Source organism: Pseudomonas sp. YA1, from assembly GCF_058680555.1.
The window spans coordinates 16,436-37,700 of record NZ_JBZWBG010000009.1; the positions used below are offsets into that span (position 1 = coordinate 16,436).

Annotated in this window: 22 protein-coding genes; 18 read left to right on the forward strand and 4 right to left on the reverse strand. The window is 69.5% G+C overall.

Annotated elements, in window-relative coordinates:
• The first annotated feature begins 40 nt into the window (after positions 1–40).
• The 4 genes from AC4OR5_RS14100 (at position 41) to AC4OR5_RS14115 (ending at position 4,429) form a co-directional block, all read left to right on the forward strand.
• Positions 41–1,066 (forward strand): Leu/Phe/Val dehydrogenase, encoded by a 1,026-nt coding sequence (locus AC4OR5_RS14100; protein WP_003091859.1) that lies wholly within the window; start codon positions 41–43, stop codon positions 1,064–1,066.
• 141 nt (positions 1,067–1,207) lie between these two features.
• Positions 1,208–2,305: a pyruvate dehydrogenase (acetyl-transferring) E1 component subunit alpha gene (gene pdhA, locus AC4OR5_RS14105; protein ID WP_003091858.1), complete on the forward strand. Its 1,098-nt coding sequence runs from the start codon at positions 1,208–1,210 to the stop codon at positions 2,303–2,305.
• A complete protein-coding gene (locus AC4OR5_RS14110) occupies positions 2,298–3,299 on the forward strand; it encodes an alpha-ketoacid dehydrogenase subunit beta (protein ID WP_023088140.1) in 1,002 nt (333 codons plus the stop codon). The genes pdhA and AC4OR5_RS14110 overlap by 8 nt, the downstream gene beginning before the upstream one ends.
• Before the next feature lie 17 nt (positions 3,300–3,316).
• Complete coding sequence (locus AC4OR5_RS14115; RefSeq protein WP_058152197.1) at positions 3,317–4,429, forward strand: dihydrolipoamide acetyltransferase family protein; 1,113 nt, start codon at positions 3,317–3,319, stop codon at positions 4,427–4,429.
• On the opposite strand, the gene AC4OR5_RS14120 is transcribed toward AC4OR5_RS14115, so the two are convergent.
• The 3 genes from AC4OR5_RS14120 to AC4OR5_RS14130 form a co-directional block, all read right to left on the reverse strand.
• Positions 4,430–4,828, reverse strand: a complete 399-nt coding sequence (locus tag AC4OR5_RS14120; protein WP_058160061.1) for a DUF2809 domain-containing protein — start codon at positions 4,826–4,828, stop codon at positions 4,430–4,432.
• A gap of 93 nt (positions 4,829–4,921) precedes the next feature.
• Positions 4,922–5,506, reverse strand: coding sequence for a hypothetical protein (locus AC4OR5_RS14125; RefSeq protein ID WP_012613812.1), 585 nt, complete (start codon positions 5,504–5,506; stop codon positions 4,922–4,924).
• A gap of 35 nt (positions 5,507–5,541) precedes the next feature.
• On the reverse strand, positions 5,542–5,808 hold the full coding sequence (locus AC4OR5_RS14130) for a YebG family protein (protein WP_003091854.1): 267 nt from the start codon (positions 5,806–5,808) through the stop codon (positions 5,542–5,544).
• A 209-nt stretch (positions 5,809–6,017) separates the two neighbouring features.
• Here AC4OR5_RS14130 and AC4OR5_RS14135 point away from each other — a divergent pair, with 209 nt between their 5' ends.
• From AC4OR5_RS14135 to AC4OR5_RS14175, 9 genes are all read left to right on the forward strand, one after another.
• A complete protein-coding gene (locus tag AC4OR5_RS14135; protein ID WP_003091850.1) occupies positions 6,018–6,287 on the forward strand; it encodes a DUF2790 domain-containing protein in 270 nt (89 codons plus the stop codon).
• Between the two features lie 119 nt (positions 6,288–6,406).
• Positions 6,407–6,625, forward strand: coding sequence for a hypothetical protein (locus AC4OR5_RS14140; RefSeq protein ID WP_003112066.1), 219 nt, complete (start codon positions 6,407–6,409; stop codon positions 6,623–6,625).
• A gap of 76 nt (positions 6,626–6,701) precedes the next feature.
• Positions 6,702–7,217, forward strand: coding sequence for an RNA polymerase sigma factor (locus tag AC4OR5_RS14145; RefSeq protein WP_003107536.1), 516 nt, complete (start codon positions 6,702–6,704; stop codon positions 7,215–7,217).
• Between the two features lie 64 nt (positions 7,218–7,281).
• Positions 7,282–8,268, forward strand: coding sequence for a FecR family protein (locus AC4OR5_RS14150; RefSeq protein ID WP_003138216.1), 987 nt, complete (start codon positions 7,282–7,284; stop codon positions 8,266–8,268).
• A 210-nt stretch (positions 8,269–8,478) separates the two neighbouring features.
• Positions 8,479–11,154 carry a heme uptake receptor HasR gene (hasR, locus tag AC4OR5_RS14155; protein ID WP_079992402.1) on the forward strand — a complete coding sequence of 892 codons (2,676 nt, stop codon included), beginning with the start codon at positions 8,479–8,481 and terminating at the stop codon, positions 11,152–11,154.
• Between the two features lie 85 nt (positions 11,155–11,239).
• Positions 11,240–11,857: a heme acquisition protein HasA gene (hasA, locus tag AC4OR5_RS14160; RefSeq protein WP_003091842.1), complete on the forward strand. Its 618-nt coding sequence runs from the start codon at positions 11,240–11,242 to the stop codon at positions 11,855–11,857.
• A 217-nt stretch (positions 11,858–12,074) separates the two neighbouring features.
• Entirely contained in the window at positions 12,075–13,871 is a 1,797-nt protein-coding gene (locus tag AC4OR5_RS14165) for a type I secretion system permease/ATPase (RefSeq protein ID WP_023093899.1), read from the forward strand.
• Positions 13,868–15,199 (forward strand): HlyD family type I secretion periplasmic adaptor subunit, encoded by a 1,332-nt coding sequence (locus AC4OR5_RS14170; RefSeq protein WP_058160059.1) that lies wholly within the window; start codon positions 13,868–13,870, stop codon positions 15,197–15,199. Before AC4OR5_RS14165 ends, AC4OR5_RS14170 begins: the two co-directional genes overlap by 4 nt.
• A complete protein-coding gene (locus AC4OR5_RS14175) occupies positions 15,196–16,551 on the forward strand; it encodes a TolC family outer membrane protein (protein ID WP_003138223.1) in 1,356 nt (451 codons plus the stop codon). The genes AC4OR5_RS14170 and AC4OR5_RS14175 overlap by 4 nt, the downstream gene beginning before the upstream one ends.
• On the opposite strand, the gene AC4OR5_RS14180 is transcribed toward AC4OR5_RS14175, so the two are convergent.
• Entirely contained in the window at positions 16,544–16,831 is a 288-nt protein-coding gene (locus AC4OR5_RS14180) for a DUF3509 domain-containing protein (RefSeq protein ID WP_003091839.1), read from the reverse strand. The genes AC4OR5_RS14175 and AC4OR5_RS14180 overlap by 8 nt on opposite strands.
• Positions 16,832–17,005: 174 nt before the next feature.
• Between AC4OR5_RS14180 and AC4OR5_RS14185 the strand changes: the two genes are divergently transcribed.
• The 5 genes from AC4OR5_RS14185 (at position 17,006) to AC4OR5_RS14205 (ending at position 21,264) form a co-directional block, all read left to right on the forward strand.
• Positions 17,006–17,491, forward strand: a complete 486-nt coding sequence (locus tag AC4OR5_RS14185; RefSeq protein ID WP_003091838.1) for a phosphate-starvation-inducible protein PsiE — start codon at positions 17,006–17,008, stop codon at positions 17,489–17,491.
• A gap of 100 nt (positions 17,492–17,591) precedes the next feature.
• Positions 17,592–18,563 carry an HlyD family secretion protein gene (locus AC4OR5_RS14190; RefSeq protein ID WP_003091837.1) on the forward strand — a complete coding sequence of 324 codons (972 nt, stop codon included), beginning with the start codon at positions 17,592–17,594 and terminating at the stop codon, positions 18,561–18,563.
• A 3-nt stretch (positions 18,564–18,566) separates the two neighbouring features.
• Entirely contained in the window at positions 18,567–19,739 is a 1,173-nt protein-coding gene (locus AC4OR5_RS14195) for an ABC transporter permease (protein ID WP_003111478.1), read from the forward strand.
• Positions 19,736–20,869, forward strand: a complete 1,134-nt coding sequence (locus AC4OR5_RS14200) for an ABC transporter permease (protein ID WP_003098675.1) — start codon at positions 19,736–19,738, stop codon at positions 20,867–20,869. Before AC4OR5_RS14195 ends, AC4OR5_RS14200 begins: the two co-directional genes overlap by 4 nt.
• 53 nt (positions 20,870–20,922) lie before the next feature.
• A complete protein-coding gene (locus AC4OR5_RS14205) occupies positions 20,923–21,264 on the forward strand; it encodes a YceK/YidQ family lipoprotein (protein ID WP_003098676.1) in 342 nt (113 codons plus the stop codon).
• The last annotated feature ends 1 nt before the right edge of the window (position 21,265 follow it).

Sequence of the window (21,265 nt, forward strand, 5' to 3'; positions counted from 1 at the left end):
CCCGGCCCGGACAACAAGCAGCAAGCAGGGGAGCCCCAGCATGTTCGACATGATGGACGCGGCCCGGCTCGAGGGTCTCCACCTCGCCCAAGACCCGGCCACGGGACTCAAGGCCATTATCGCCATCCACAGCACGCGACTCGGCCCGGCACTGGGTGGTTGTCGCTACCTGCCTTACCCCAACGACGAAGCCGCCATCGGCGACGCCATCCGCCTGGCCCAGGGCATGAGCTACAAGGCGGCCCTGGCCGGGCTGGAGCAGGGCGGCGGCAAGGCGGTGATCATCCGCCCGCCGCACCTGGACAATCGCGGCGCGCTGTTCGAGGCCTTCGGGCGCTTCATCGAAAGCCTCGGCGGACGCTACATCACTGCGGTGGACAGCGGTACCTCCAGCGCCGACATGGACTGCATCGCCCAGCAGACCCGCCACGTCACCAGCACCACCCAGGCCGGCGACCCCTCGCCGCATACCGCCCTCGGCGTGTTCGCCGGGATTCGCGCCAGCGCCCAGGCGCGCCTCGGCAGCGACGACCTGGAAGGCCTGCGGGTCGCGGTGCAGGGGCTCGGCCACGTCGGCTACGCATTGGCCGAGCAACTGGCGGCGGTCGGCGCCGAGCTGCTGGTCTGCGACCTCGATCCCGGCCGGGTGCAACTGGCCGTCGAGCAGCTCGGCGCCCATCCGCTGGCGCCGGAGGCATTGCTTTCCACCCCATGCGACATCCTCGCGCCCTGCGGGCTGGGCGGCGTGCTCACCAGCCAGAGCGTCAGCCAGTTGCGCTGCGCGGCGGTGGCCGGGGCGGCGAACAACCAGTTGGAGCGGCCGGAGGTCGCCGACGAGCTGGAGGCGCGCGGCATCCTCTATGCGCCGGACTACGTGATCAACTCCGGCGGCCTGATCTACGTCGCCCTCAAGCACCGCGGCGCCGATCCGCACAGCATCACCGCGCACCTGGCGCGGATTCCCGCGCGGCTCACCGAGATCTATGCCCATGCCCAGGCCGACCACCAGTCGCCGGCGCGGATCGCCGACCGTCTGGCGGAACGGATTCTCTACGGCCCGCAGTGACGGGCCGGCGTTTCCGGCGAGGCCGCCAGCGGGCCTCGCCAGCGGCAGTGCGGGCCACCCCCGCGGTGCCGCGCGTGCACGCCGCCACCCGCGGCGCGACCCTGAGCGGCACGCCTACCCGGCGTGCGGAGGAGGTTTGCGATGGTTCACAACCGGATCGACCCGCCTTTCACCCGCTACCTCGACAGCGACGGTCGGCCCCTCGGCGAGTTGCCCGCCTGGGCCGGCGACAGCGATGCGCTGGTCGGCCTCTACCGGCAGATGCTCCTGACCCGCCTGTTCGACCAGAAGGCGGTGGCCCTCCAGCGTACCGGACGGATCGGCACCTATGCGCCAACCCTCGGCCAGGAAGCCATCGGCGTGGCCATCGGCAGCCAGATGCGCGCCGAAGACGTGCTGGTGCCCTATTACCGCGATACCGCGGTGCAATTGATGCGCGGTGTGCGCATGGAGGACATCCTCCTCTACTGGGGCGGCGACGAGCGCGGCAGCGACTACGCCGAACCGCTGGCGGCGCAGGACTTTCCCATTTGTGTGCCGATCGCCACCCAGGCCCTGCATGCCTGCGGGGTCGCCTCGGCGTTCCGCATCCGCGGCGAGCACCGGGTGGCGGTGACCACCTGCGGCGACGGCGCCACCAGCAAGGGCGATTTCCTCGAGGCGCTGAACGTGGCGGGCGCCTGGCAGTTGCCGGTGCTCTTCGTGGTCAACAACAACCAGTGGGCGATCTCGGTGCCGCGGCGCATCCAGTGCGGCGCGCCGACCCTGGCGGAGAAGGCGGTGGGTGCCGGCTTCCCCGGCGAACAGGTGGACGGCAACGACGTGCTGGCGGTCGCCGAACGCGTCCGCGCGGCCCTGGAGCGCGCGCGCCAGGGCAAGGGGCCGACCCTGCTGGAGTGCATCAGCTATCGCCTGTGCGACCACACCACGGCCGACGACGCCAGCCGCTACCGTTCCGCCGAGGAGGTCAACCAGGCCTGGCGCGAGGAGCCGATCAAGCGCCTGCGCGCCTTCCTCGCCGGCCGCGGCCAGTGGGACGAGGAGCGCGAGCAGGCGCTGGTGGGCGAGTGCCAGGCGCGGGTGCAGGAGGCGGTGGAGCGTTTCGAGACGTTCGCCGCGCAGGCGCCGCAGGCACTGTTCGAGCATGTCTACGCGCGCTGGCCGGCGGCCCTGGAGGAGCAGCGCGAGCAATTGCTGGAACGCGCCGCGCGGCGGCAGGGAGGGGCCGAACATGAATGAGCGCAACGGCGAAGCGAAACGCCTGGCCCTTCTGGAGGCGGTCAACCTGGCGTTGCACCGGGCCATGGCCGAGGACGAGGCGGTGGTGGTGCTGGGCGAAGACGTCGGGGTCAACGGCGGGGTGTTTCGCGCCACCCTCGGCCTGCGCGAGCGCTTCGGCTTCAAGCGGGTGCTGGATACGCCGCTGGCGGAGAACATGATCGCCGGGCTGTCCATCGGCATGGCCGCCCAGGGCCTGAAGCCGGTGATGGAGATCCAGTTCATGGGCTTCATCTACGCCGCCATGGAGCAACTGGTGTCCCATGCCAGCCGCCTGCGCAATCGCACCCGCGGCCGCCTGGCCTGCCCGTTGGTGCTGCGCACGCCGATGGGCGCGGGAATCCGCGCGCCGGAGCACCACAGCGAGGCGACCGAGGCGATGTTCGCGCACATCCCCGGCGTCCGCGTGCTGGTGCCGTCGTCGCCGGCGCGGGCCTACGGCCTGCTCCTGGCGGCGATCGACGATCCCGATCCGGTGATCTTCCTCGAACCGACCCGGCTCTACCGGATGAACCCGCAGCCGCTGGCGGACGACGCCCGGCGCCTGCCGCTGGACAGTTGCTTCACCCTCCGCGAAGGCGGCGACCTGACCCTGGTCAGCTGGGGCGCCAGCGTCCACGAGACCCAGCAGGCCGCCGAGCGCCTGGCGCAGCGCGGCATCGAGGCCGAAGTGATCGACGTCGCCTGCCTCAAGCCGCTCGACCTCGACACCCTCGAAGCTTCGGTGCGCAAGACCGGTCGCTGCGTGATCGTCCATGAGGCGCCGAAGAGCGGCGGCCTCGGCGGGGAAATCGCCGCGAGCCTCTACGAGCGCGTCCTGTTCGACCTGCGGGCGCCGATCCAGCGGGTCGCCGCGGCCGATATCCCGCCGCCGCTGTACCGCCTGGAAGCGCTGTACATGCCCGCCGTGGAGGACATCCTGGCGGCCTGCGACACCGTGCTCGGCTACGCCTGAGCCAAGGGGAGACGACCATGAAGCACTTCAAGCTGCCCGACCTGGGCGAGGGCCTGCAGGAAGCGGAAATCGTCGAATGGCACGTCAAGGCCGGCGACAGCGTGCGCGCCGACCAGCGCCTGGTCTCGGTGGAAACCGCCAAGGCGCTGGTGGACATCCCCGCGCCCTACGATGGGGTGGTGGGCAAGCTGTTCGGCGCCGAGGGCGACATCCTCCACGTCGGCGAACCGCTGGTGGGCTTCGAGGGCGAGGAGGCGGACGCCGGTACCGTGGTGGGGCGCCTGGAGGGCGGCGGTAGCGCCCTGGAGGACCGTTTCTTCATCGGCGCCGCACCATCCACCCGCGAGCACCTGGCACCGCGCGCGACCCCGGCGGTGCGCCAGTTCGCCCGCCAGCAGGGCGTCGAGCTGGCCGGCCTGAGCGGCTCCGGCCCGGATGGCCTGATCACCCGCGGCGACGTCGAGGCCGCCGCCCAGGGCGCCCGCGAACGCTTCGGCGGCGAGCGCTTGCGCGGGGTACGGCGGAGCATGGCGCTGAACATGGCGCGCTCGCATGCCGAGGTGGTGCCGGTGACGATCTACGGCGACGCCGACCTGCATCGCTGGAAGACCGCACGCGACCCGTTGATCCGCCTGGCCCAGGCGCTGGCCGAGGCCTGTCGCGCCGAGCCGACCCTCAACGCCTGGTTCGATGGCGCCTCGTTGTCGCTGAAACTGCATGAGCGGCTCGACCTGGGGATCGCCGTGGACACCCCGGACGGCCTGTTCGTGCCGGTGCTGCGCGACGTCGGTGCGCGTTCGGCGGAGGACCTGCGCTCCGGTATGCGGCGCCTGCGCGAAGACGTCCAGGCACGCTCGATCCCGCCGGCGGAAATGCTCGGCGCGACCCTGACCCTATCCAACTTCGGCACCCTGTTCGGCCGTTACGCCAACCCCGTGGTGGTGCCGCCGCAGGTGGCCATCCTCGGCGCCGGCGGCATCCGCGACGAAGTAGTGGCCTGGCGCGGCGAGATGGCGATCCACCCGATCCTGCCGCTCTCGCTGACCTTCGATCACCGCGCCGCCACCGGTGGCGAGGCGGCGCGTTTCCTCAAGGTACTGGTGAACGCCCTGGAGCAGCCCGACGGCTGATCAGCGCCGGCGCTCCAGCCACCATGCCAGCAGCGCGCCGAGGGCATAGGCGAGCAGGTCGAAGCCGTCGGCGGTGCTGCCGAGAACGATGCGCAGCACGGGGCTGGAGAATTGCCAATGCAGTTGCGCCGCCAGGTACTGGCCCAGTTCCAGCAGCGCGCCGACGGCAAAGGCGGCGGATGCCAGCCAGGCGGCTGGCGCCCTGAGCGCGCTGCCCATCAGGTAGTAGAGCCAGACCACCGCCAGCAGGTCGCCGCCGAAGCTGCGTATCCAGCCCCAATGCCGGCCCAGGGTGGCGAGCAGGACCAGCAGGCCGAACAGCAGCAGTGCCAGCAGCAGGCTGCGCCGGTCCAGGCGCCAGCGTCGGGAGCGGACGGGGGAGGCGGGGAGAGTGGGCATGGGACCTTCCTGGTCGATGGGGCTGCCGGGCGTTGTACGGCAAGCGCCGGTTTCCGGCAAGGCGGGCGCGGGTCGGACAAGCGCCGCGCGGACTCAGCGGCGTCGCAGGCTGGCGAGCAACTGCTCGATGAAGGCGTCGCTGCCGGAGCTGTCGAGGTAGTGCACCTGGGGACCGTCGAGTAGGTAGAGCGCGTGGTAGGGCTTGCCGGCCTGGCTGCCGCGCAGGCGATAGACCTCGGTGCCGGCCACGCGGTAGCGGCTGACGCTGGCGCGCCGGTCGCACAGGCCGAGGGCCTGGCGCTGCGCCTGGAGACGCTCGCGCTCGGCGTCGGGCAGGCCGTCCAGCGGCAGGGCTCCAAAGAGCAGGCGAACCTGTCGCGGAAGGTCGAGCCGTTCGCCCTCGTCCGCGCCCATCTCGTTGCCTTCGAGCAGGCGGTGGGCGAGGTAGTGACCCTCGGCGTAGCGGGCGATCAGCAGGTCGCCGCTGTGCAGCAGGGTGGCGGGGGCCCGTTGCAGGTCGAGTTGCAGCCTGCCGGCGCCGCCCAGGGCCAGGACCTGCGCGGCGCCGGCAGAGGCTGCCGGTGTCTCGGCGTCCGTGGCCCGGAACGGGCAGGCGAGGGCAGGGGCGCCGGCGAGGCCGAGGAGGACGCACAGCAGGCCGGCAAGTTGTCGCGGCATGTTTCGGCTCCTTGCGCTTTGCTTGCAGCGGCGGCTCATTCGTCCGCGGCGTTTTCCTCGAACAGTTCGTTGAGGGCGTCCGGCTGGTTCTTGAAGGCGCGGGCGAAGGCGTCGCGGTTCTTCGCCATGAAGATGCCGAGTTCTTCCACCTGTTCCTCCTTCAGCGACGGCACCGCCTTCTGCAGCACCTCGGCCAGCGTTTCCGCCAGCTCCAGCATCTTGTCGTAACGATCGGCTTCAGCCTTGTCCATGAACAAACGCTCCTGATCCCGGCTGCTGCGGTACACCACTTCGACGGCCATTCATCACCTCTGTGCCTTCTGAGTCGCAAGGTTGCTTTGACTGGTTATCCATACAGTATATGGCGTCTTGCCGTCCGTGGATAGCGCCAGGATTGCTGGCGCATTGCCGGGGCGGTCGTCGTCTGACAGAAATGTCACGCCGGGCTCATGAGCCTGACAGTCTCCGCAGCGTAGTTTCAGGCTGAACGTTCTACCAAGGAGACATCCTCATGAGAGTGATCCCGTTGGCACTTGTCGCGCTGCTCGGCCTGGCGCCGCTGGCCCAGGCGCAGCAGCAGCCCTACGGACCCAACCCGGACTCGAAATCGCTCCGCCAGCATTACGTGGAAGGGCGCCTGGACATCGCCCGGGTGATCTACAAGACCGACCTGTGGAGCGCCTGTGGGATCGTCCCGGCGCGCCTGGTCTACGAGGACTCGCAGGGCGAGCGGCATACCGTCGAGTACAAGGCCTGGGGCAGCGGTTGCAGCGGCAATTGAGCGAACCCGGCGCGGCACGGGCCGCGCCGGGTTTTCCTCGGCTCCCGCGCTTCTGCTAAGGTTGCGCGCCTGCCGCCCGTTGCGCGGCGCATACCTTCCGCCCCGCAAGGATGCCCGGCATGCAAGACCTCGGTTTCGCCCTCCTGCTCATCGGCTATGTCTGGTCCGTGGCCAGCGGCGGCCGCCGTTCGATCCCCTGCGCATTGCTCTGCCTGCTGCTGTTTCCGCTGGCGCAACTGGCCTTCGCCATCAACGACGCGCCGATGCGCCCGCCGCTGGCGCTGGCGGCCTTTGGCGCGGGCCTGGCCTACCTCGGCGGCGGCTCGGTGTTCGGCTGAGCCCGGCATCTCACAAGAATACGATTGAAAATCATTATCATAAAAAATATGCTGCTGCCCTTCTGAAAGGACGTGGGTGGATGCGCCGTTGGCGGAGCAGGATCTCAAGGCACTGTTTCTCAGGCATGCCCGGCAGTTGCAGTCGTATCTGTTGCGCAAGACCCGCGATCCGCACCTGGCGGCGGACCTGGCGCAGGAAAGCTTCCTGCGCCTGGCCGAGCAGCGGCACAAGGAGCCGATCGAGCATGTCGACGCCTATCTCTACCGCACCGCGCACAACCTCACCATCGACCATTACCGGCAGGAACGGCGGCGCCGCACCGAGACCCGCCCCAACGACGACCTCGCCGGGTTCGTCGCCGACCAGCCCGGCCCCGAGGAGTCCGCGGTGGATGCCGATGCGCTTGCCCGCCTGCGCGAGATAGTCGCCGAACTGCCGCCGCGCACCCGTGAGATCTTCCGTCTCAACCGTCTGGAGGGGCTGACCCATGCCGAGGTGGCGAGACGCCTGGAAATCTCCGATAGCTCGGTGCAGAAGCACCTGGCCCGCGCCCTGGCCCATGTGATGCAGGCACTCGAGGATTCCCGCTGAATGGATTACCGAGTCTTGCCGGTTCGCGCGTCTGAACCTCTATAACGACCAACGAGAGCCGCACGTGAACAGCCCCCAGGAACAACAGCAGATCCGCCAGCAGGCCGCCGAATGGGCGATCCGCCTGGACGGCGGCGACCTCGACCGGTCCCGGCGCGAAGCGCTGGACGGCTGGCTGGCGGCCGACCCCCGGCACCCGGCCGCGCTGGCGCTGGCGCAACGGACCTGGAAACAGCTGGGATCGCTGGCCGAACCGCGGACGATGGTTCAGACGCCGGTCGCCAGCGCGCCGCGCCGCGCCGGGGGGCGGCGCAAGGGCTGGCGCGGCTGGGCCGCGGCGGCGGCGGTGCTGCTGGCCCTGGGCAGCGCCTGGAACGAACGCGACGCCGGCGTGAGCTGGCTGGCCGACCACGCCACCGGCAAGGGCGAGGTGCGCATCCTGCGGCTGGTGGATGGCAGCGAGGTCGAGCTGGACGCACAGAGCGCCATCGATGTCGCCTACGACAGCCGCGAGCGACGGGTGCGCCTGCTCGAAGGCAGCGCGATCTTCCGCGCCGCCCCACGCGCGGGCCGGGAGACCCGGCCCTTTGTGGTGGAAAGCGCCGGCGGCAGCACTCGCGCGCTGGGCACTCGGTTCCTGGTCAGCCGCAACGACGACGGCAGCGTCCAGGTCGGGGTGCTCGAACACCGCGTCGCGGTGGCCCTGGCGCATCCGCGCACGGGGACCGTCGGACGCCGCGAGCTGGGCGAGGGCGAGAGCCTGCGCTACAGCGCGGAGGGCGGCGTCGAGGCGCCGCTGGGCGGTCGCCTCGACGACCTGACCAGTTGGCGGCGCGGCCTGCTGGTCTTCGACGAGCAGCCGCTGGGCGAGGTGGTGGCGCGCCTCAATCGCTACCGGCCGGGGCATTTGCTGGTGGCTCCCGGTGCGTTGGCGCAGCGGCGGGTCAGCGGGGTATTCCGGGTCGCCGACCTGGAGGCCTCGTTGCAGTCGATCAGCGATGAGCTGGGCGTGCGCAGCCTGGGCCTGGCGGGAGTGACGCTGCTGTACTGAGCGGCGCGATCGCTTCCGAGAGCCTCGACCACGGGCCGGGCAGTCGTCCCGTGCGCTTGTTCCGGCAGGGGCCGGGAAGCGCATTTTCGAGCCGTGGATCCCGCCGGCGAAAAATTTTCTCGATTTCCGTTACTGACTTTCCCTGCCTCCATCGTTCTCTTAACGAGACTGATTCTTATTACACAAAAACGATGGAGTGTAGGCGCTGTCATGAAACATCGTGGATGGAGTGCCGTGCGAGGCGGTCGCAAGGGGGCGCAACTGGCCCTGGGGCTGGGCCTGGTCCTGCTGGGAACGGCCGCGCTACCGCTGCATGCGCAAGACGGGGCGGACTCGGCGAGCCAGCAGCAGACCGCGTTGCGCCGGGTCCGGCTGGACATCCCGGCACAACCGCTGAACCGCGCCCTGCTGCGATTCGCCGAGCAGGCCGGGGTCCAGGTGTTCTTCGACAGCCAGCGTTTCGCCGGTCTCGGCAGCGCAGCGGTGCACGGCGAATACGTGCTGGCCGACGGCCTGAGCCAGATGCTCCAGGGCAGCCCGGTGGAATACCGCTTCTCCGGCAAGGACCAATTGAGCCTGATCCGCGTCAGCCAGGACGACCTGGTGCAGATGTCGCCCTCGGTGATCTCCGCCGCGCGTCCGGACGACTGGGTCTACCAGACGCCGCATTCGGTCAGCGTGATCGGCCGCGAGCAGATCGAGCGCAACCCGCCGCGGCATGCCGCCGACATGCTCGAGGAAACCCCCGGGGTGTACTCCTCGGTGAGCCAGCAGGATCCCGGCCTGTCGGTGAACATCCGTGGCATCCAGGACTACGGGCGGGTCAACATGTCGGTCGACGGCATGCGCCAGAACTACCAGCAGAGCGGCCACCAGCAGCGCAACGGGACGCTCTACGTCGATCCCGAGCTGCTCAGCGAGGTGGTCATCGACAAGGGCGCCAGCTCGGCCATGGGCGGCGCCGGGGTGATCGGCGGGATCGCCAACTTCCGCACCCTGGAGGCCCGCGACCTGGTCAAGCCGGGCAAGCAGGTCGGTGGCCGGGTGCGCCTCACCAGCGGCCTGGGCGGCGACGCCAACGGCACCCACTTCATCGGCAGCGCGGCCTTCGCCATCGGCACCGAGGCCTGGGACATGCTGGTCGCCGCCAGCGAGCGCCACCTGGGCGACTACGACCCGGGGACCAAGGGCAGCATCGGTGAGCTGCGCACCGGCGCCTGGTTCAATCCCGAGGCCGGGCAGCGGGTCAAGCATTCGCCGGTGGCCTACTCCGGCTACGTGATGCGCTCGCGACTGGCCAAGCTTGGTGTCGCCCTGCCGCAGGACCAGCGCCTGCAGTTCAGCTACCTGACCACCCAGGTGTCCTACGACGACGCCAACATGCTCAACACCGAGAACCAGGCGCTCTGGGAAAAGCTCGGCAGCAGCGACGTGCGTGCGCAGAACTTCGCCATCGACTACGGCTACGCGCCGGACAACCCGCTGGTGGACTTCAAGGCCAAGCTCTACTACGTCGACAACCGCAACCGCCAGCAGACCCTGCAACGCGGTATCACCCCCGGCTACTCGATCACCTACCAGACCGACACCTACGGCGCGCAGGCGCAGAACACCTCGACCTTCGCTCTCGACGAGCTCTCCACGCTGCGCGCCAACTATGGCCTGGAGTTCTTCTACGACAAGGTGCGGCCGGACTCCAGCCAGCCGCGGGCGAGCACCTCGGCGGTCGACTTCCCCGCGGCCGAAGGCATGACCCCCAAGGGCGATCGCACCCTCGGCAGCCTGTTCGCCCGTCTCGACTACGACTACGACGACTGGCTCAACCTCAACGCCGGGCTGCGTTACGACCGCTACCGCCTGCGCGGCGACACCGGCTTCAACGCGCGCACCTTCATCCTTGGCACCACCCGGCAGACCGACATGCCGCTGCAATACGCCGTCGACCGCGAGGAGGGGCGCTTCTCGCCGACCTTCGGCCTGTCGGTCAAGCCCGGCGTCGATTGGTTGCAGTTGTTCGCCACCTACGGCAAGGGCTGGCGCCCGCCGGCAGTGACCGAGAGCCTGATCACCGGCCGCCCCCACGGCGGCGGCGCGGAAAACATGTACCCCAACCCGTTCCTCAGTCCGGAGCGCTCGAAGGCCTGGGAAGTCGGTTTCAACGTGCTGAAGGAGAACCTCTGGTTCAGCGACGACCGCCTGGGCCTGAAGGTCGCCTACTTCGACACCCGGGTCGACGACTTCATCTTCATGGGCATGGGCATGCAGCCGCCGGGCTACGGCATGGCCGGGATCGGCAACAGCGCCTACGTCAACAACCTCGACAGCACGCGCTTCCGTGGCGTCGAGTACCAGCTCGACTACGATGCCGGGCTGGCCTACGGGCAGCTCTCCTACACGCACATGATCGGCAGCAACGACTTCTGTTCGAAGACCGCCTGGCTCGGCGGCGTCACCCAGACGGTGAAGGGCAGCGGTCGCCGCCCGCCGGTGATCGACATGCGGCCGGACGAGCAGGCCAACGCCGCCACCCATTGCAGCGCGGTGCTCGGCTCCGCCGAACACATGCCGATGGACCGCGGCTCGCTGACCCTGGGCATGCGCTTCTTCGACCGCAGGCTGGACGTCGGCGCCCGTGCCCGCTACAGCGAAGGCTACTCGGTGGCCGGCGGCGCCACGGTGTCGCAGGCCGGCGTGTACCCGGCGGACTGGAAGGAATACACCGTCTACGACCTGTACGGCAGCTACCGGGTGAGCGATGAACTGACCCTGCGCCTGGCCATGGAGAACGTCACCGACCGCGCCTACCTGGTGCCGCTGGGCGACGTGCTGGCCTTCACCCTCGGTCGCGGGCGGACCCTGCAAGGCACCCTCGAATACCAGTTCTGACCCCCGTTTTGCCCAGTGAAGGGCAAAACCGGAGCGGGCATCCGTGCGCTCCGGCATTCACCACTCGTTGAATTGGAGTTTTGGCATGAGCATTTCGATTTCCTACAGCACCACCTACAGCGGCTGGACCGTAGCGGATTACCTGGCGGACTGGTCGGCCTACTTCGGCGACGTCAACCATCGTCCGGGCCAGGTGGTGGACGGCAGCAATACCGGCGGCTTCAACCCCGGTCCGTTCGACGGCAGCCAGTACGCGCTGAAGAGCACCGCCAGCGACGCGGCCTTCATCGCCGGCGGCGACCTCCACTACACCCTGTTCAGCAACCCCAGCCACACCCTGTGGGGCAAGCTGGACAGCATCGCCCTCGGCGACACCCTGACCGGCGGCGCCTCCAGCGGTGGCTACGCCCTGGACAGCCAGGAGGTGAGCTTCAGCAACCTGGGCCTGGATTCGCCGATCGCCCAGGGCCGCGACGGCACCGTGCACAAGGTGGTCTACGGCCTGATGAGCGGTGACAGCAGCGCCCTGCAGGGGCAGATCGACGCGCTGCTGAAAGCGGTCGACCCGAGCCTGTCGATCAACTCCACCTTCGACCAGTTGGCCGCGGCCGGCGTCGCCCATGCCACCCCGGCTGCGGCAGCGGCGGAAATCGGCGTGGTCGGCGTGCAGGAACTGCCGCACGACCTGGCCCTGGCGGCCTGAGCAACTGTCCACGATAGCGTTCGTGGACTGCTTGCGCTAAAGGCCGGAGAGGAGTTGGCGCTCCTCTCCGGCGCACGAACCGCCGTCGCTGCGCCTCGCACCCGTGGCGACGGCGGCCCCCGGATTGTTCCTCCGCCGGCCGTGCCCGGCAAGCGGAGACTGCCGCAATGTCCTCCGGGCCCGCTCGCGGCCCGGACACCCACAGGACCCGACTCCGATGAAGCTCCGGCCGGCCTCGCCGCGCAATGAAATCCTCGCCACCCTCGGCCGCTTCCGCCCGGCGCTGCGCAGCGTCGCGCTGTTCACCGCGGTGATCAACCTGCTGATGCTGGCGCCGTCGCTGTACATGCTGCAGGTCTACGACCGGGTGCTCGGCTCCGGCAACCACATGACCCTGCTGATGCTGACCCTCATGGTGCTCGGCCTCTACCTGCTGCTCGGCGCCCTGGAGTGGGTGCGCAGCCTGGTGGTGATCCGCCTCGGCGGCCAGCTCGACATGCAACTCAACCAGCGCATCTACGACGCCTCGTTCCGCGCCAGCCTGGAGCGCGGCGAGCAGGCCGCCGGGCAGGCGCTGAACGACCTGACCAGCCTGCGCCAGTTCCTCACCGGCAACGCCCTGTTCGCCTTCTTCGACGCGCCCTGGTTCCCGCTCTACCTGCTGGTGATCTTCCTCTTCAGCCCCTGGCTCGGCCTGCTCGCCCTGGTTGGGGCGCTGTTGCTGGTGCTGCTCGCCTGGGTCAACGAAAGCCGCTCGCGCGAACCGCTGGCCGAGGCCGGGCAACTGTCGATCCTCGCCACCCAGCAGGCCTCGGCCAACCTGCGCCAGGCGGAAACCCTGGCGGCAATGGGCATGTTGCCGGCCATGCGTGCGCGCTGGTTCGCCCAGCACCAGGCCTTCCTTGCCCGGCAGAACCTCGGCAGCGAGCGCAGTGCGGCGATCGGCGCGACCTCCAAGGGCGTACGCCTGGCCTTGCAGTCGCTGGTGCTCGGCCTCGGCGCCTGGCTGGCGGTGGAAGGCCTGATCACCCCGGGGATGATGATCGCCGGCTCGATCCTGATGGGCCGCGTGCTCAGCCCCATCGACCAGTTGATCGCGGTCTGGCGCCAGTGGAGCGGCGCGCGGCAGGCCTACCAGCGGCTGGCGCGGCTGCTCGAGGAGAATCCGCCGGCTGCCCTGGGCATGCCGCTGCCGGCGCCGCGCGGCGCGTTGCGCGTCGAGCGGCTCTGCGCGGCCGCGCCGGGACGCGAGCAGGCATTGTTGCAGGACCTCGGTTTCGCCCTGGAGCCTGGCGAAGCGCTCGGCGTGATCGGGCCGTCCGGTTCCGGCAAGTCGACCCTGGCGCGCTTGCTGGTGGGCGCCTGGCAGCCGCTGTCCGGCGCGGTGCGCTTGGACGGCGCCGACCTGCGGCAGTGGAGCGCGGCGGCACTGGGGCCGCACATCGGCTACCTGGCCCAGGACGTGCAACTGTTCGCCGGCAGCATCGCCGAGAACATCGCGCGCTTCGCCGAGGTGGATGCCGAGAAGGTGGTGGCGGCAGCGCGCCTGGCCGGCGTACACGACCTGGTGCTGCGCCTGCCGCAGGGCTACGACACGCGCCTTGGCGACGGCGGCGCCGGTCTCTCCGGCGGCCAGCGCCAGCGCATCGGCCTGGCCCGCGCGCTGTACGGGCGACCGGCGCTGATCGTGCTCGACGAACCCAATGCCAGTCTCGACGAGGCGGGTGAGGCGGCCCTGGCCGAGGCCATCGCGGCGATGCGCCGGCAGGGCAGCAGCCTGGTGCTGGTCACCCACAAGCCGGCGGTGCTGGCGCTGACCGACAAGCTGTTGTTGCTGCATGGCGGGCGCCTGCAGCGTTTCGGCGCGACCGCCGAGGTGCTCGCCAGCGCCTCGCCGCCGGCCGCTGCGGCCCCGGCCCCGGCGCCGACACGGCCGACGCCGGCGTTCGGTTTCGGCTACCGGCCGGGACCGGGCATGCCGGTCGGCGGTGTGCCGGGAGGAGCGGCGCGATGAGCGGGCAGGCGCGGTTGCGCGAAGTCGGCGCCGGCGGCGCGGCGCTGGAACTGGACGAGAAGCGTTTTTCCCGGCTCGGCTGGGGGCTGGTGCTGCTCGGCTTCGTCGGCTTTCTCCTGTGGGCCGGGTTGGCCCCGCTGGACAAGGGCGTCGGGGTCTCCGGCACGGTGATGGTGGCCGGTAGCCGCAAGGCCGTGCAGCACCCTACCGGTGGCCTGGTCAGGCACATCCGCGTGCACGAAGGCGAGCGGGTGGAGGCAGGACAGGTGCTGCTGGAGATGGACGCTACCCAGGCCCGGGCCCAGGCCGATGGCCTGTTCGCCCAGTACCTGGCGACGCTGGCGAGTCTGGCGCGGCTGAGCGCCGAGCGCGATGAAAAGGCGCGGATCGAGTTTCCCGCCGAGCTGCTGGCGCTGGACGACCCGCGCCTGCCGACCCTGCTGGAACAGCAGCGGCAGTTGCACGACAGCCGTCGGCGGGCGCTGCGCCTGGAACTCGATGGTCTCGCCGAGACGGTCGCCGGCAGCCAGGCGCAACTGGACGGCCTGCAAGCCGCGCTGCGCAGCAAGGAGCAGCAGCGCGCCGCCCTCGAGGAACAGTTGCGCGGCCTGCGCCAACTGGCCAACGAGGGCTACGTGCCGCGCAACCGCCTGCTCGACAGCGAGCGCCTGCTGGCCCAGGTCAACGGCGAGATCGCCGGCGACCTCGGCAGCCTCGGCAGTACCCGCCGGCAGATCCTCGAACTACGCCTGCGCATGGCCCAGCGGCGGGAGAAGTTCCAGGAAGAGGTGCGCGCCAGCCTGGCCGACGCCCAGGTGCGCGCCGAGGAGTTGCGCAACCGCCTGGCCAGCGCGCGCTTCGACCTGGCCAACAGCGAGGTACGGGCGCCGGTCGCCGGCCTGGTGGTCGGCCAGGAAGTGTTCACCGAGGGCGGCGTGATCGCGCCCGGCCAGCAACTGATGGAAATCCTCCCGGAGCGCCAGCCGCTGCTGGTGGACGCTCGGCTGCCGGTGGGGATGGTCGACAAGGTCCGCGTCGGCCTGCCGGTGGAACTGATGTTCAGCGCCTTCAACCAGAGCACTACGCCGCGGGTGGAGGGCGAAGTGACCCTGGTCTCGGCCGACCGCCTGCTGGACGAGCGCAGCGAGGCGCCGTACTACCGGGTGCGCATCCGCGTAGGCGAGGAGGGCGTACGTCGCCTGGCCGGCCTGGAGATCCGCCCGGGGATGCCGGTGGAGGCCTTCGTTCGCAGCGGCGAGCGCTCGCTGTTGAACTACCTGTTCAAGCCGCTGGCCGACCGTACCCACCTGGCGCTGGGGGAAGAATGAATCGCCTGCGAGCCTGCCTGCTGTCCTCCGCGCTGCTTTCGGCCTCTTCGGCCCAGGCGCTGGGCCTGCTGGACGCCTACCAACTGGCGGTGCGCCACGACCCGACCTTCCAGGCGGCGCTCCACGAGCGCCGCGCCGGCAGCGAAAACCGCGCCATCGGCCGTGCCGGCCTGCTGCCGAGCCTGCGCTACGACTACAACAAGGCGCGCAACGACTCCACCGTCAGCCAGGGCGACGCCCGCGTCGAGCGCGACTATCGCAGCTACGCCTCGACCCTCAGCCTGGAGCAGCCGCTGTTCGACTACGAGGCCTACGCGCGCTACCGCCAGGGCGAGGCCCAGGCGCTGTTCGCCGACGAACAGTTCCGCGGGCGCAGCCAGGAACTGGCGGTGCGCCTGTTCGCCGCCTACAGCGAAACCCTGTTCGCCCGCGAGCAGGTGGTCCTGGCCGAGGCCCAGCGGCGCGCCCTGGAAACCCAGCTGGCGTTCAACCAGCGTGCCTTCGAGGAAGGCGAGGGCACCCGCACCGACCTGCTGGAGACCCGCGCCCGGCTGAGCCTGACCCGCGCCGAGGAGATCGCCGCCGGCGATCGTGCGGCGGCGGCGCGGCGTACGCTGGAAGCGATGCTCGGGCAGGCACTGGAGGATCGCGAACTGGCCGCGCCCATCGAGCGTTTCCCGGCGTTGCGCCTGCAACCGGCGACCTTCGAGGGCTGGCGCCAGGTGGCCCTGCAACGCAGCGCCGAGCTGGGCGCCCAGCGCCATGCGCTGGAGGCGGCGGCCTACGAGGTGGAGCGCAATCGTGCCGGCCACCTGCCCAGGCTCAGCCTCTACGCCAGCAGCAGCAAGACGCACTCGGCTTCGGAAAGCACCTACGAGCAGAAATACGACACCGACAGTGTCGGCCTGCGTCTCAGCCTGCCGCTGTTCGAGGGCGGGCGGGTGTCGGCGGCGACCCGCCAGGCCGGCGACAAGTACGCCCAGGCCCAGGCCGAGCTGGATGCCCAGGTGGCCAGTGTGATCAATGACCTGCACAGCCAGTTCGACCTGACCGCCAGCAGCCTGGCCAAGGTGCGTGCCTATGAGATGGCGGTGGCGGCGGCGCGCGAACAGGTGACGGCGACGCGGCGCAGCGTCGCCGGCGGGGAGCGGGTCAATCGCGACGTGCTGGACGCCGAACAGCAGTTCTACGGCGCCCGCCGCGACCTGGCGGAAGCGCGCTACGCCTACCTCAACGCCTGGCTGCGCCTGCGCCAGCTGGCGGGGGTGCTGGAAGACCGCGACCTGGCGGTACTGGCCGCCTATTTCGGCGCCGGCGAAGGACGCGCGCAGGTCGCCGCTGCCATCAGATAGCTATCGGCCAGCGTGCCTTGCCTTGGGTCATCGCCTGCAACAGTTGCGGCGCGCTGGTGCCGTTTTCGATGGCGATGCCGAAGCGGATGCTCTCGATCATCCGCTGCAACTGTTCCAGGTCATGCAGTTGCGCCGGTCGGATCAGGCGCTTGGCGGCGACCCCGCGTTCGTTGGAGAGGGTGAGGACGATGCTGCCGTCCGGCCGCTCCAGGCTGAGGTTGACCCGGTACTCGGCCTGGAAGGCCTCGGTGAGGAGCTGGAAAGGGCTGCTGTCGGTCATGGCGGACCACCTGAATGCTGTCGTGCTGGTTGGGACTGGGTGCCGCCCGGAAAGTTCTTTGTCACCGCCGGGCTGTACCCTGCGCCGACGTGCGGACGTCTATCTGCGCACGTGCCTTGGCCTGGGCCTTGCACGCTTCGGGCCAGGTGGCCGTCGTCTTTGTCGGGAGAAGCTATGAAACAGAATTGGGCCGAGCGCCTGCGCGCAAGCATGCACCACCAGGCGGAGAGCCTCGGCAACCTGCTGGTGGAGGCGTTCCACTACCTGGCCCTGTTCGCCATCGGCGCCACGGTGTTCTGGGCGGCGGGCGCGGCCTTCCTGGGGATGGTGAACAAGGGGCATGCGTCGATCGACGACATCCTCCTGCTGTTCATCTACCTCGAGCTGGGCGCGATGGTCGGTATCTACTTCAAGACCAACCACATGCCGGTACGCTTCCTGATCTACGTGGCGATGACCGCGCTGACCCGCCTGATGATCGCCGACATCCAGCACAACCATACGCCGGACGATGGCATCATCCTGGTCTCGGTGGCGTTGCTCCTGCTGGCGCTGGCGATCCTGGTGGTGCGCTTCGCCTCGGCGCGCTTCCCTTCGGCGAAGTCCGACGGCGCCGCCGCGCGGCGGGTGGCGAGCGAGGACGCCGAAGGGGAAGCCTGATTCGTCGCCGCGCCGGAGCCGGTCTCCGGCGCGCTTCCGGCCAGCGCAACGGCCTGGCAATGTACTACCATCGCCCGGTCGTGTTCAGGAAGCCTGCCCCATGAAGGGATGGAAACTCTTTACCCCGTTGCTGATCCTCGCGATCGTCGCCATCACCCTCTACCTGCGCCTGCACAATCCGCCCCTGCTGTTGCAGGGCGAGGCGGACGCCACCAACGTCATCGTTTCCTCCAAGGCCAAGGGCCGGGTCCAGGTGTTGCACGTGCGGCGCGGCGACGAGGTGAAGCAGGGCGACCTGCTGATCAGCCTCGACAGCCCCGAGCTGGAAGCCCAGCTCGATGCCTTGCACGCGGCGCGCAACCAGGCCCAGGCGCAGCTCGACGAGTCGCTCCACGGTACCCGCGAGGAGAGCATCCGCGCGCTCAAGGCCAGCCTGGCACAGGCCGAGGCCGAGTTGCGCAACGCCGAGTCGGATTTCCAGCGCAACCAGCAGATGGTCGAGCGCGGCTTCCTCTCGCGGACCCAGTTCGACCTCTCGCGGCGTGAGCGCGATGTCGCCCGCGACCGCGTCGCCGAGGCGCGGGCCAATCTCGACGAAGGCCTCAAGGGCGACCGCGAGGAGCGCCGCCAGGCGTTGCAGGCCGCGGTGCGCCGGGCCGACGCGCAGATCGCCGAGCTACAGGCGCAGATCGACGACCTGCAGGTGCGCGCGCCGGTCAACGGCGAGGTCGGGCCGATCCCCGCCGAACAGGGCGAACTGATCAACGCCTACAGTCCGCTGCTGACGCTGGTGCGGCTGGACGACAGCTACTTCGTCTTCAACCTGCGCGAGGACATCCTGGCCAAGGTGCGCAAGGGCGACCGCATCGTCATGCAGGTGCCCGGCCTGGGCGGCGCCGAGGTCGAGACCGAACTGCGCTACATCGCCCCGCTGGGCGACTTCTCGACCAGGCGCGCGACCCGCGCCACCGGCGATTTCGACCTGAAGACCTTCGAGACCCGCTTCTACCCGTTGCAGCCGACACCCGGCCTGCGCCCGGGCATGAGCGCGCTTTGGCGCTGGACGAACTGAGCGATGGCGTGGGCCGCGCTGAAGCGCAACGCCAGCCGTTTCGTCCAGGCGTTCAACACCGAGACGCGGATCGCCTGCCGCAGCTGGACCATCCACTGGCTCGGCTGGTGCTGGCCGCTGCTGCTGTTCGGCGTGATCAGCGGCGTCTACCAGGCCGGTACCCTGCTGGACATGCCGCTGGCGGTGGTCGACAAGGACCATAGCCAACTGTCGCGCAAGTTGATCCGCGAACTCGACGCGACCTCCCACGCCCAGGTGATTACCGTTCCCGCCGGCGTCCAGGAGGGGCTCGACGCGATCCGTCGGGCCGATGCCTACGCCTTGCTCTACATCCCGCCGGACTTCGAGGCCGACGTGCTCGGCGGGCGCGCGCCGAAGGCCGAGCTGTACTACAACGCGCTGCTGTATTCGGCCGGCTACGCCGCCACCCAGGACTTCTCGGCGCTGGTCGCCAGCCTCAACGGCGAATTGCGTCCGCGCCTGGCCGCCGGGATGCCGGCGGCGCTGCCGCACCTGGCGAGCATCAGCGTGTCCTACGACAGCCTGTTCAATGCCAGCGGCAACTACATCTATTACCAGCAGTTCGCCGCCATCGTGCACCTGCTACAGCTGTTCGTGATCGTCACCATGGTCCATGTGCTGGCCCGCGAGGCGCCGGAACTGCGCGCCTCCTCGCCGCACATCCTGCGGGCCAAGGCCCTCGGCGTACGCCTGGTGGGCAAACTGGCGCCCTACACGCTGCTGTTCACCGCGCTGCTGATGCTGGAAATCTTCCTGCTGGTGGCGTTCTCCGGCGCGCGCATCAACGGCAGCCCGCTGGCGATGCTGATGATCACGCTGTTCTACGTGATCGCCGCGCAGAGCGTCGGGCTGGTGCTGTTCGTCTTCACCGCCAACCGCTTCACCGCCTATTCGCTGGTGGGCATGCTGATCGGCGTCGCCCAGACCTACTCGGGAGTGCTGATCCCGGAACTGGCGATGCCGACCCTGGCGCGGGTGATCGCCGAGGCCGAGCCGCTGACCCACACCCTGCACGGCCTGTTCGACCAGTTCCTGCGCCAGGCGCCGCCCAGTTCGGCGCTCTACACCTGCGCCAAGCTGGCGCTGTACCCGCTGATCGCCTACATGATCGCCAAGATGCGCCTGCGCAGCCGCCTGGACCTGAGCCCGATATGAAGAACTACCTGCAGATCCTCCGGGAAACCCTGAAGGCCATGCTGTCCAAGCCGATGTGGCTGATGGTCGTGGCCTCGGTGTGCATCACCTCGCTGCCGTACATGAACCACACCGCCCTCGACCTGCCGGTGGCGGTGGTCGACGAGGATCACAGCGACGTGTCGCGCGAGCTGGTCCGGCTGCTCGATTCGGCGCCGAAGGTCGCCGTGGTCGGCTACGACAGCCTGCCGCAGGCCAAGCGCGACCTGGCCTGGCGCGAGCTGTACGCGATCATCGTGATCCCGCTGAACTTCGAGAAGCGCCTGCTGCGCGGCGAGGCGCTGGTGATCCCGTACTTCGGCGATGCCACCAACCGCATGGCCAACGGCCAGATCCAGCAGGACATCTCGGCGGTCTACAGCGCGCTGACCAACCGCTACAACGCCGCCCTGCTGGAACGCGAAGGCTTCACCGCGACCCAGGCGCAGGTGGTGCTGAGCCCGCTGGTAGGGCAATTGACCGACCTGTTCAACCCCGGCATCAGCTTCGCCGCCATCGTCCTTCCGGGGCTGCTGTCGCTGATCCTGCAACACAGCCTGCTGCTCGGCTGCACCCGCGGCAACATCATGCTGCGCGGCGGCACCCCGCGCTACATGCGCCAGCCGCTGTCGACCCGCTTCGGCCGCTACAGCGCGCAACTGCTGATCTGGACCGTGCTGGCGATGCTCTTCTACGTGATCTGGCCGCACCTGCTGGGCTATCGCCAGTCGGCCTCGTTCTTCATGCTGCTGGGGATCGTCCTGCCGTTCCTGATCGCGGTGATCGCCCTCAGCGAGTTCATCGCCGAGCTGCTGCCCACCGAGGAATCGGTGTACCTGACCATGACCTTCATCACCCTGCCGCTGTTCTACATGGCCGGCTACAGTTGGCCGGAACAGGCCATGCCGGACTGGGTACGCTGGCTGGCCGACGCGATCCCCTCGACCTGGGCGATCCGCGCCATCGCCGAGATGAACCAGATGGACCTGCCGCTGCGCGAAGTCAGCGACCATGCCCTGGTGCTGCTGGGCATGGCCGCCACCTATGCGTTGCTGGGTACGCTGCTGTACCAGTACCGCAACTGGCGCTGGGACAACGTCAAGGGTTGGTGAAGCGGCGCAAGGCCGGCCATACTCGGCTGGCGTTCGCACAGGGAGATGAAGGAATGTTTCGTTCGGGGCTTTCTTTGCTGGTGCTTCTGGGGCTCGCCACGCTCGGCGGGTGCGGTTCCGTCAACACGCTGGTGCGCGACGACGCCAGCGCCGCCCACGACCTGCGCCTGAAGGCGACCGCCTGCACCAGCCTGCCGCGGGTGTACAGCGGGGTCAGCTACACCTTCTGCCGGCTCAACGTGAAGACCGGGTCGCCGGTGGCGCCGGCGCAAGCCGACGGCATCCTCGAGGTGCTGGCCCTCGACTTCGCGCTGTCCGGGGTGATCGACACCCTCGCGCTGCCCTATACCTCGTACCGCCAGTACCGCGACGGCAACCTGTCCCTGGCCAACTGAG

Excerpts from the sequence above, each read along its gene's own strand:
- AC4OR5_RS14100 (WP_003091859.1), top strand. The coding sequence starts at position 41 with ATGTTCGACATGATGGACGCGGCCCGGCTCGAGGGTCTCCACCTCGCC.
- pdhA (WP_003091858.1), top strand. The coding sequence starts at position 1,208 with ATGGTTCACAACCGGATCGACCCGCCTTTCACCCGCTACCTCGACAGC.
- AC4OR5_RS14110 (WP_023088140.1), top strand. The coding sequence starts at position 2,298 with ATGAATGAGCGCAACGGCGAAGCGAAACGCCTGGCCCTTCTGGAGGCG.
- AC4OR5_RS14115 (WP_058152197.1), top strand. The coding sequence starts at position 3,317 with ATGAAGCACTTCAAGCTGCCCGACCTGGGCGAGGGCCTGCAGGAAGCG.
- AC4OR5_RS14120 (WP_058160061.1), bottom strand. The coding sequence starts at position 4,828 with ATGCCCACTCTCCCCGCCTCCCCCGTCCGCTCCCGACGCTGGCGCCTG.
- AC4OR5_RS14125 (WP_012613812.1), bottom strand. The coding sequence starts at position 5,506 with ATGCCGCGACAACTTGCCGGCCTGCTGTGCGTCCTCCTCGGCCTCGCC.
- AC4OR5_RS14130 (WP_003091854.1), bottom strand. The coding sequence starts at position 5,808 with ATGGCCGTCGAAGTGGTGTACCGCAGCAGCCGGGATCAGGAGCGTTTG.
- AC4OR5_RS14135 (WP_003091850.1), top strand. The coding sequence starts at position 6,018 with ATGAGAGTGATCCCGTTGGCACTTGTCGCGCTGCTCGGCCTGGCGCCG.
- AC4OR5_RS14140 (WP_003112066.1), top strand. The coding sequence starts at position 6,407 with ATGCAAGACCTCGGTTTCGCCCTCCTGCTCATCGGCTATGTCTGGTCC.
- hasR (WP_079992402.1), top strand. The coding sequence starts at position 8,479 with ATGAAACATCGTGGATGGAGTGCCGTGCGAGGCGGTCGCAAGGGGGCG.
- hasA (WP_003091842.1), top strand. The coding sequence starts at position 11,240 with ATGAGCATTTCGATTTCCTACAGCACCACCTACAGCGGCTGGACCGTA.
- AC4OR5_RS14165 (WP_023093899.1), top strand. The coding sequence starts at position 12,075 with ATGAAGCTCCGGCCGGCCTCGCCGCGCAATGAAATCCTCGCCACCCTC.
- AC4OR5_RS14170 (WP_058160059.1), top strand. The coding sequence starts at position 13,868 with ATGAGCGGGCAGGCGCGGTTGCGCGAAGTCGGCGCCGGCGGCGCGGCG.
- AC4OR5_RS14175 (WP_003138223.1), top strand. The coding sequence starts at position 15,196 with ATGAATCGCCTGCGAGCCTGCCTGCTGTCCTCCGCGCTGCTTTCGGCC.
- AC4OR5_RS14180 (WP_003091839.1), bottom strand. The coding sequence starts at position 16,831 with ATGACCGACAGCAGCCCTTTCCAGCTCCTCACCGAGGCCTTCCAGGCC.
- AC4OR5_RS14185 (WP_003091838.1), top strand. The coding sequence starts at position 17,006 with ATGAAACAGAATTGGGCCGAGCGCCTGCGCGCAAGCATGCACCACCAG.
- AC4OR5_RS14190 (WP_003091837.1), top strand. The coding sequence starts at position 17,592 with ATGAAGGGATGGAAACTCTTTACCCCGTTGCTGATCCTCGCGATCGTC.
- AC4OR5_RS14195 (WP_003111478.1), top strand. The coding sequence starts at position 18,567 with ATGGCGTGGGCCGCGCTGAAGCGCAACGCCAGCCGTTTCGTCCAGGCG.
- AC4OR5_RS14200 (WP_003098675.1), top strand. The coding sequence starts at position 19,736 with ATGAAGAACTACCTGCAGATCCTCCGGGAAACCCTGAAGGCCATGCTG.
- AC4OR5_RS14205 (WP_003098676.1), top strand. The coding sequence starts at position 20,923 with ATGTTTCGTTCGGGGCTTTCTTTGCTGGTGCTTCTGGGGCTCGCCACG.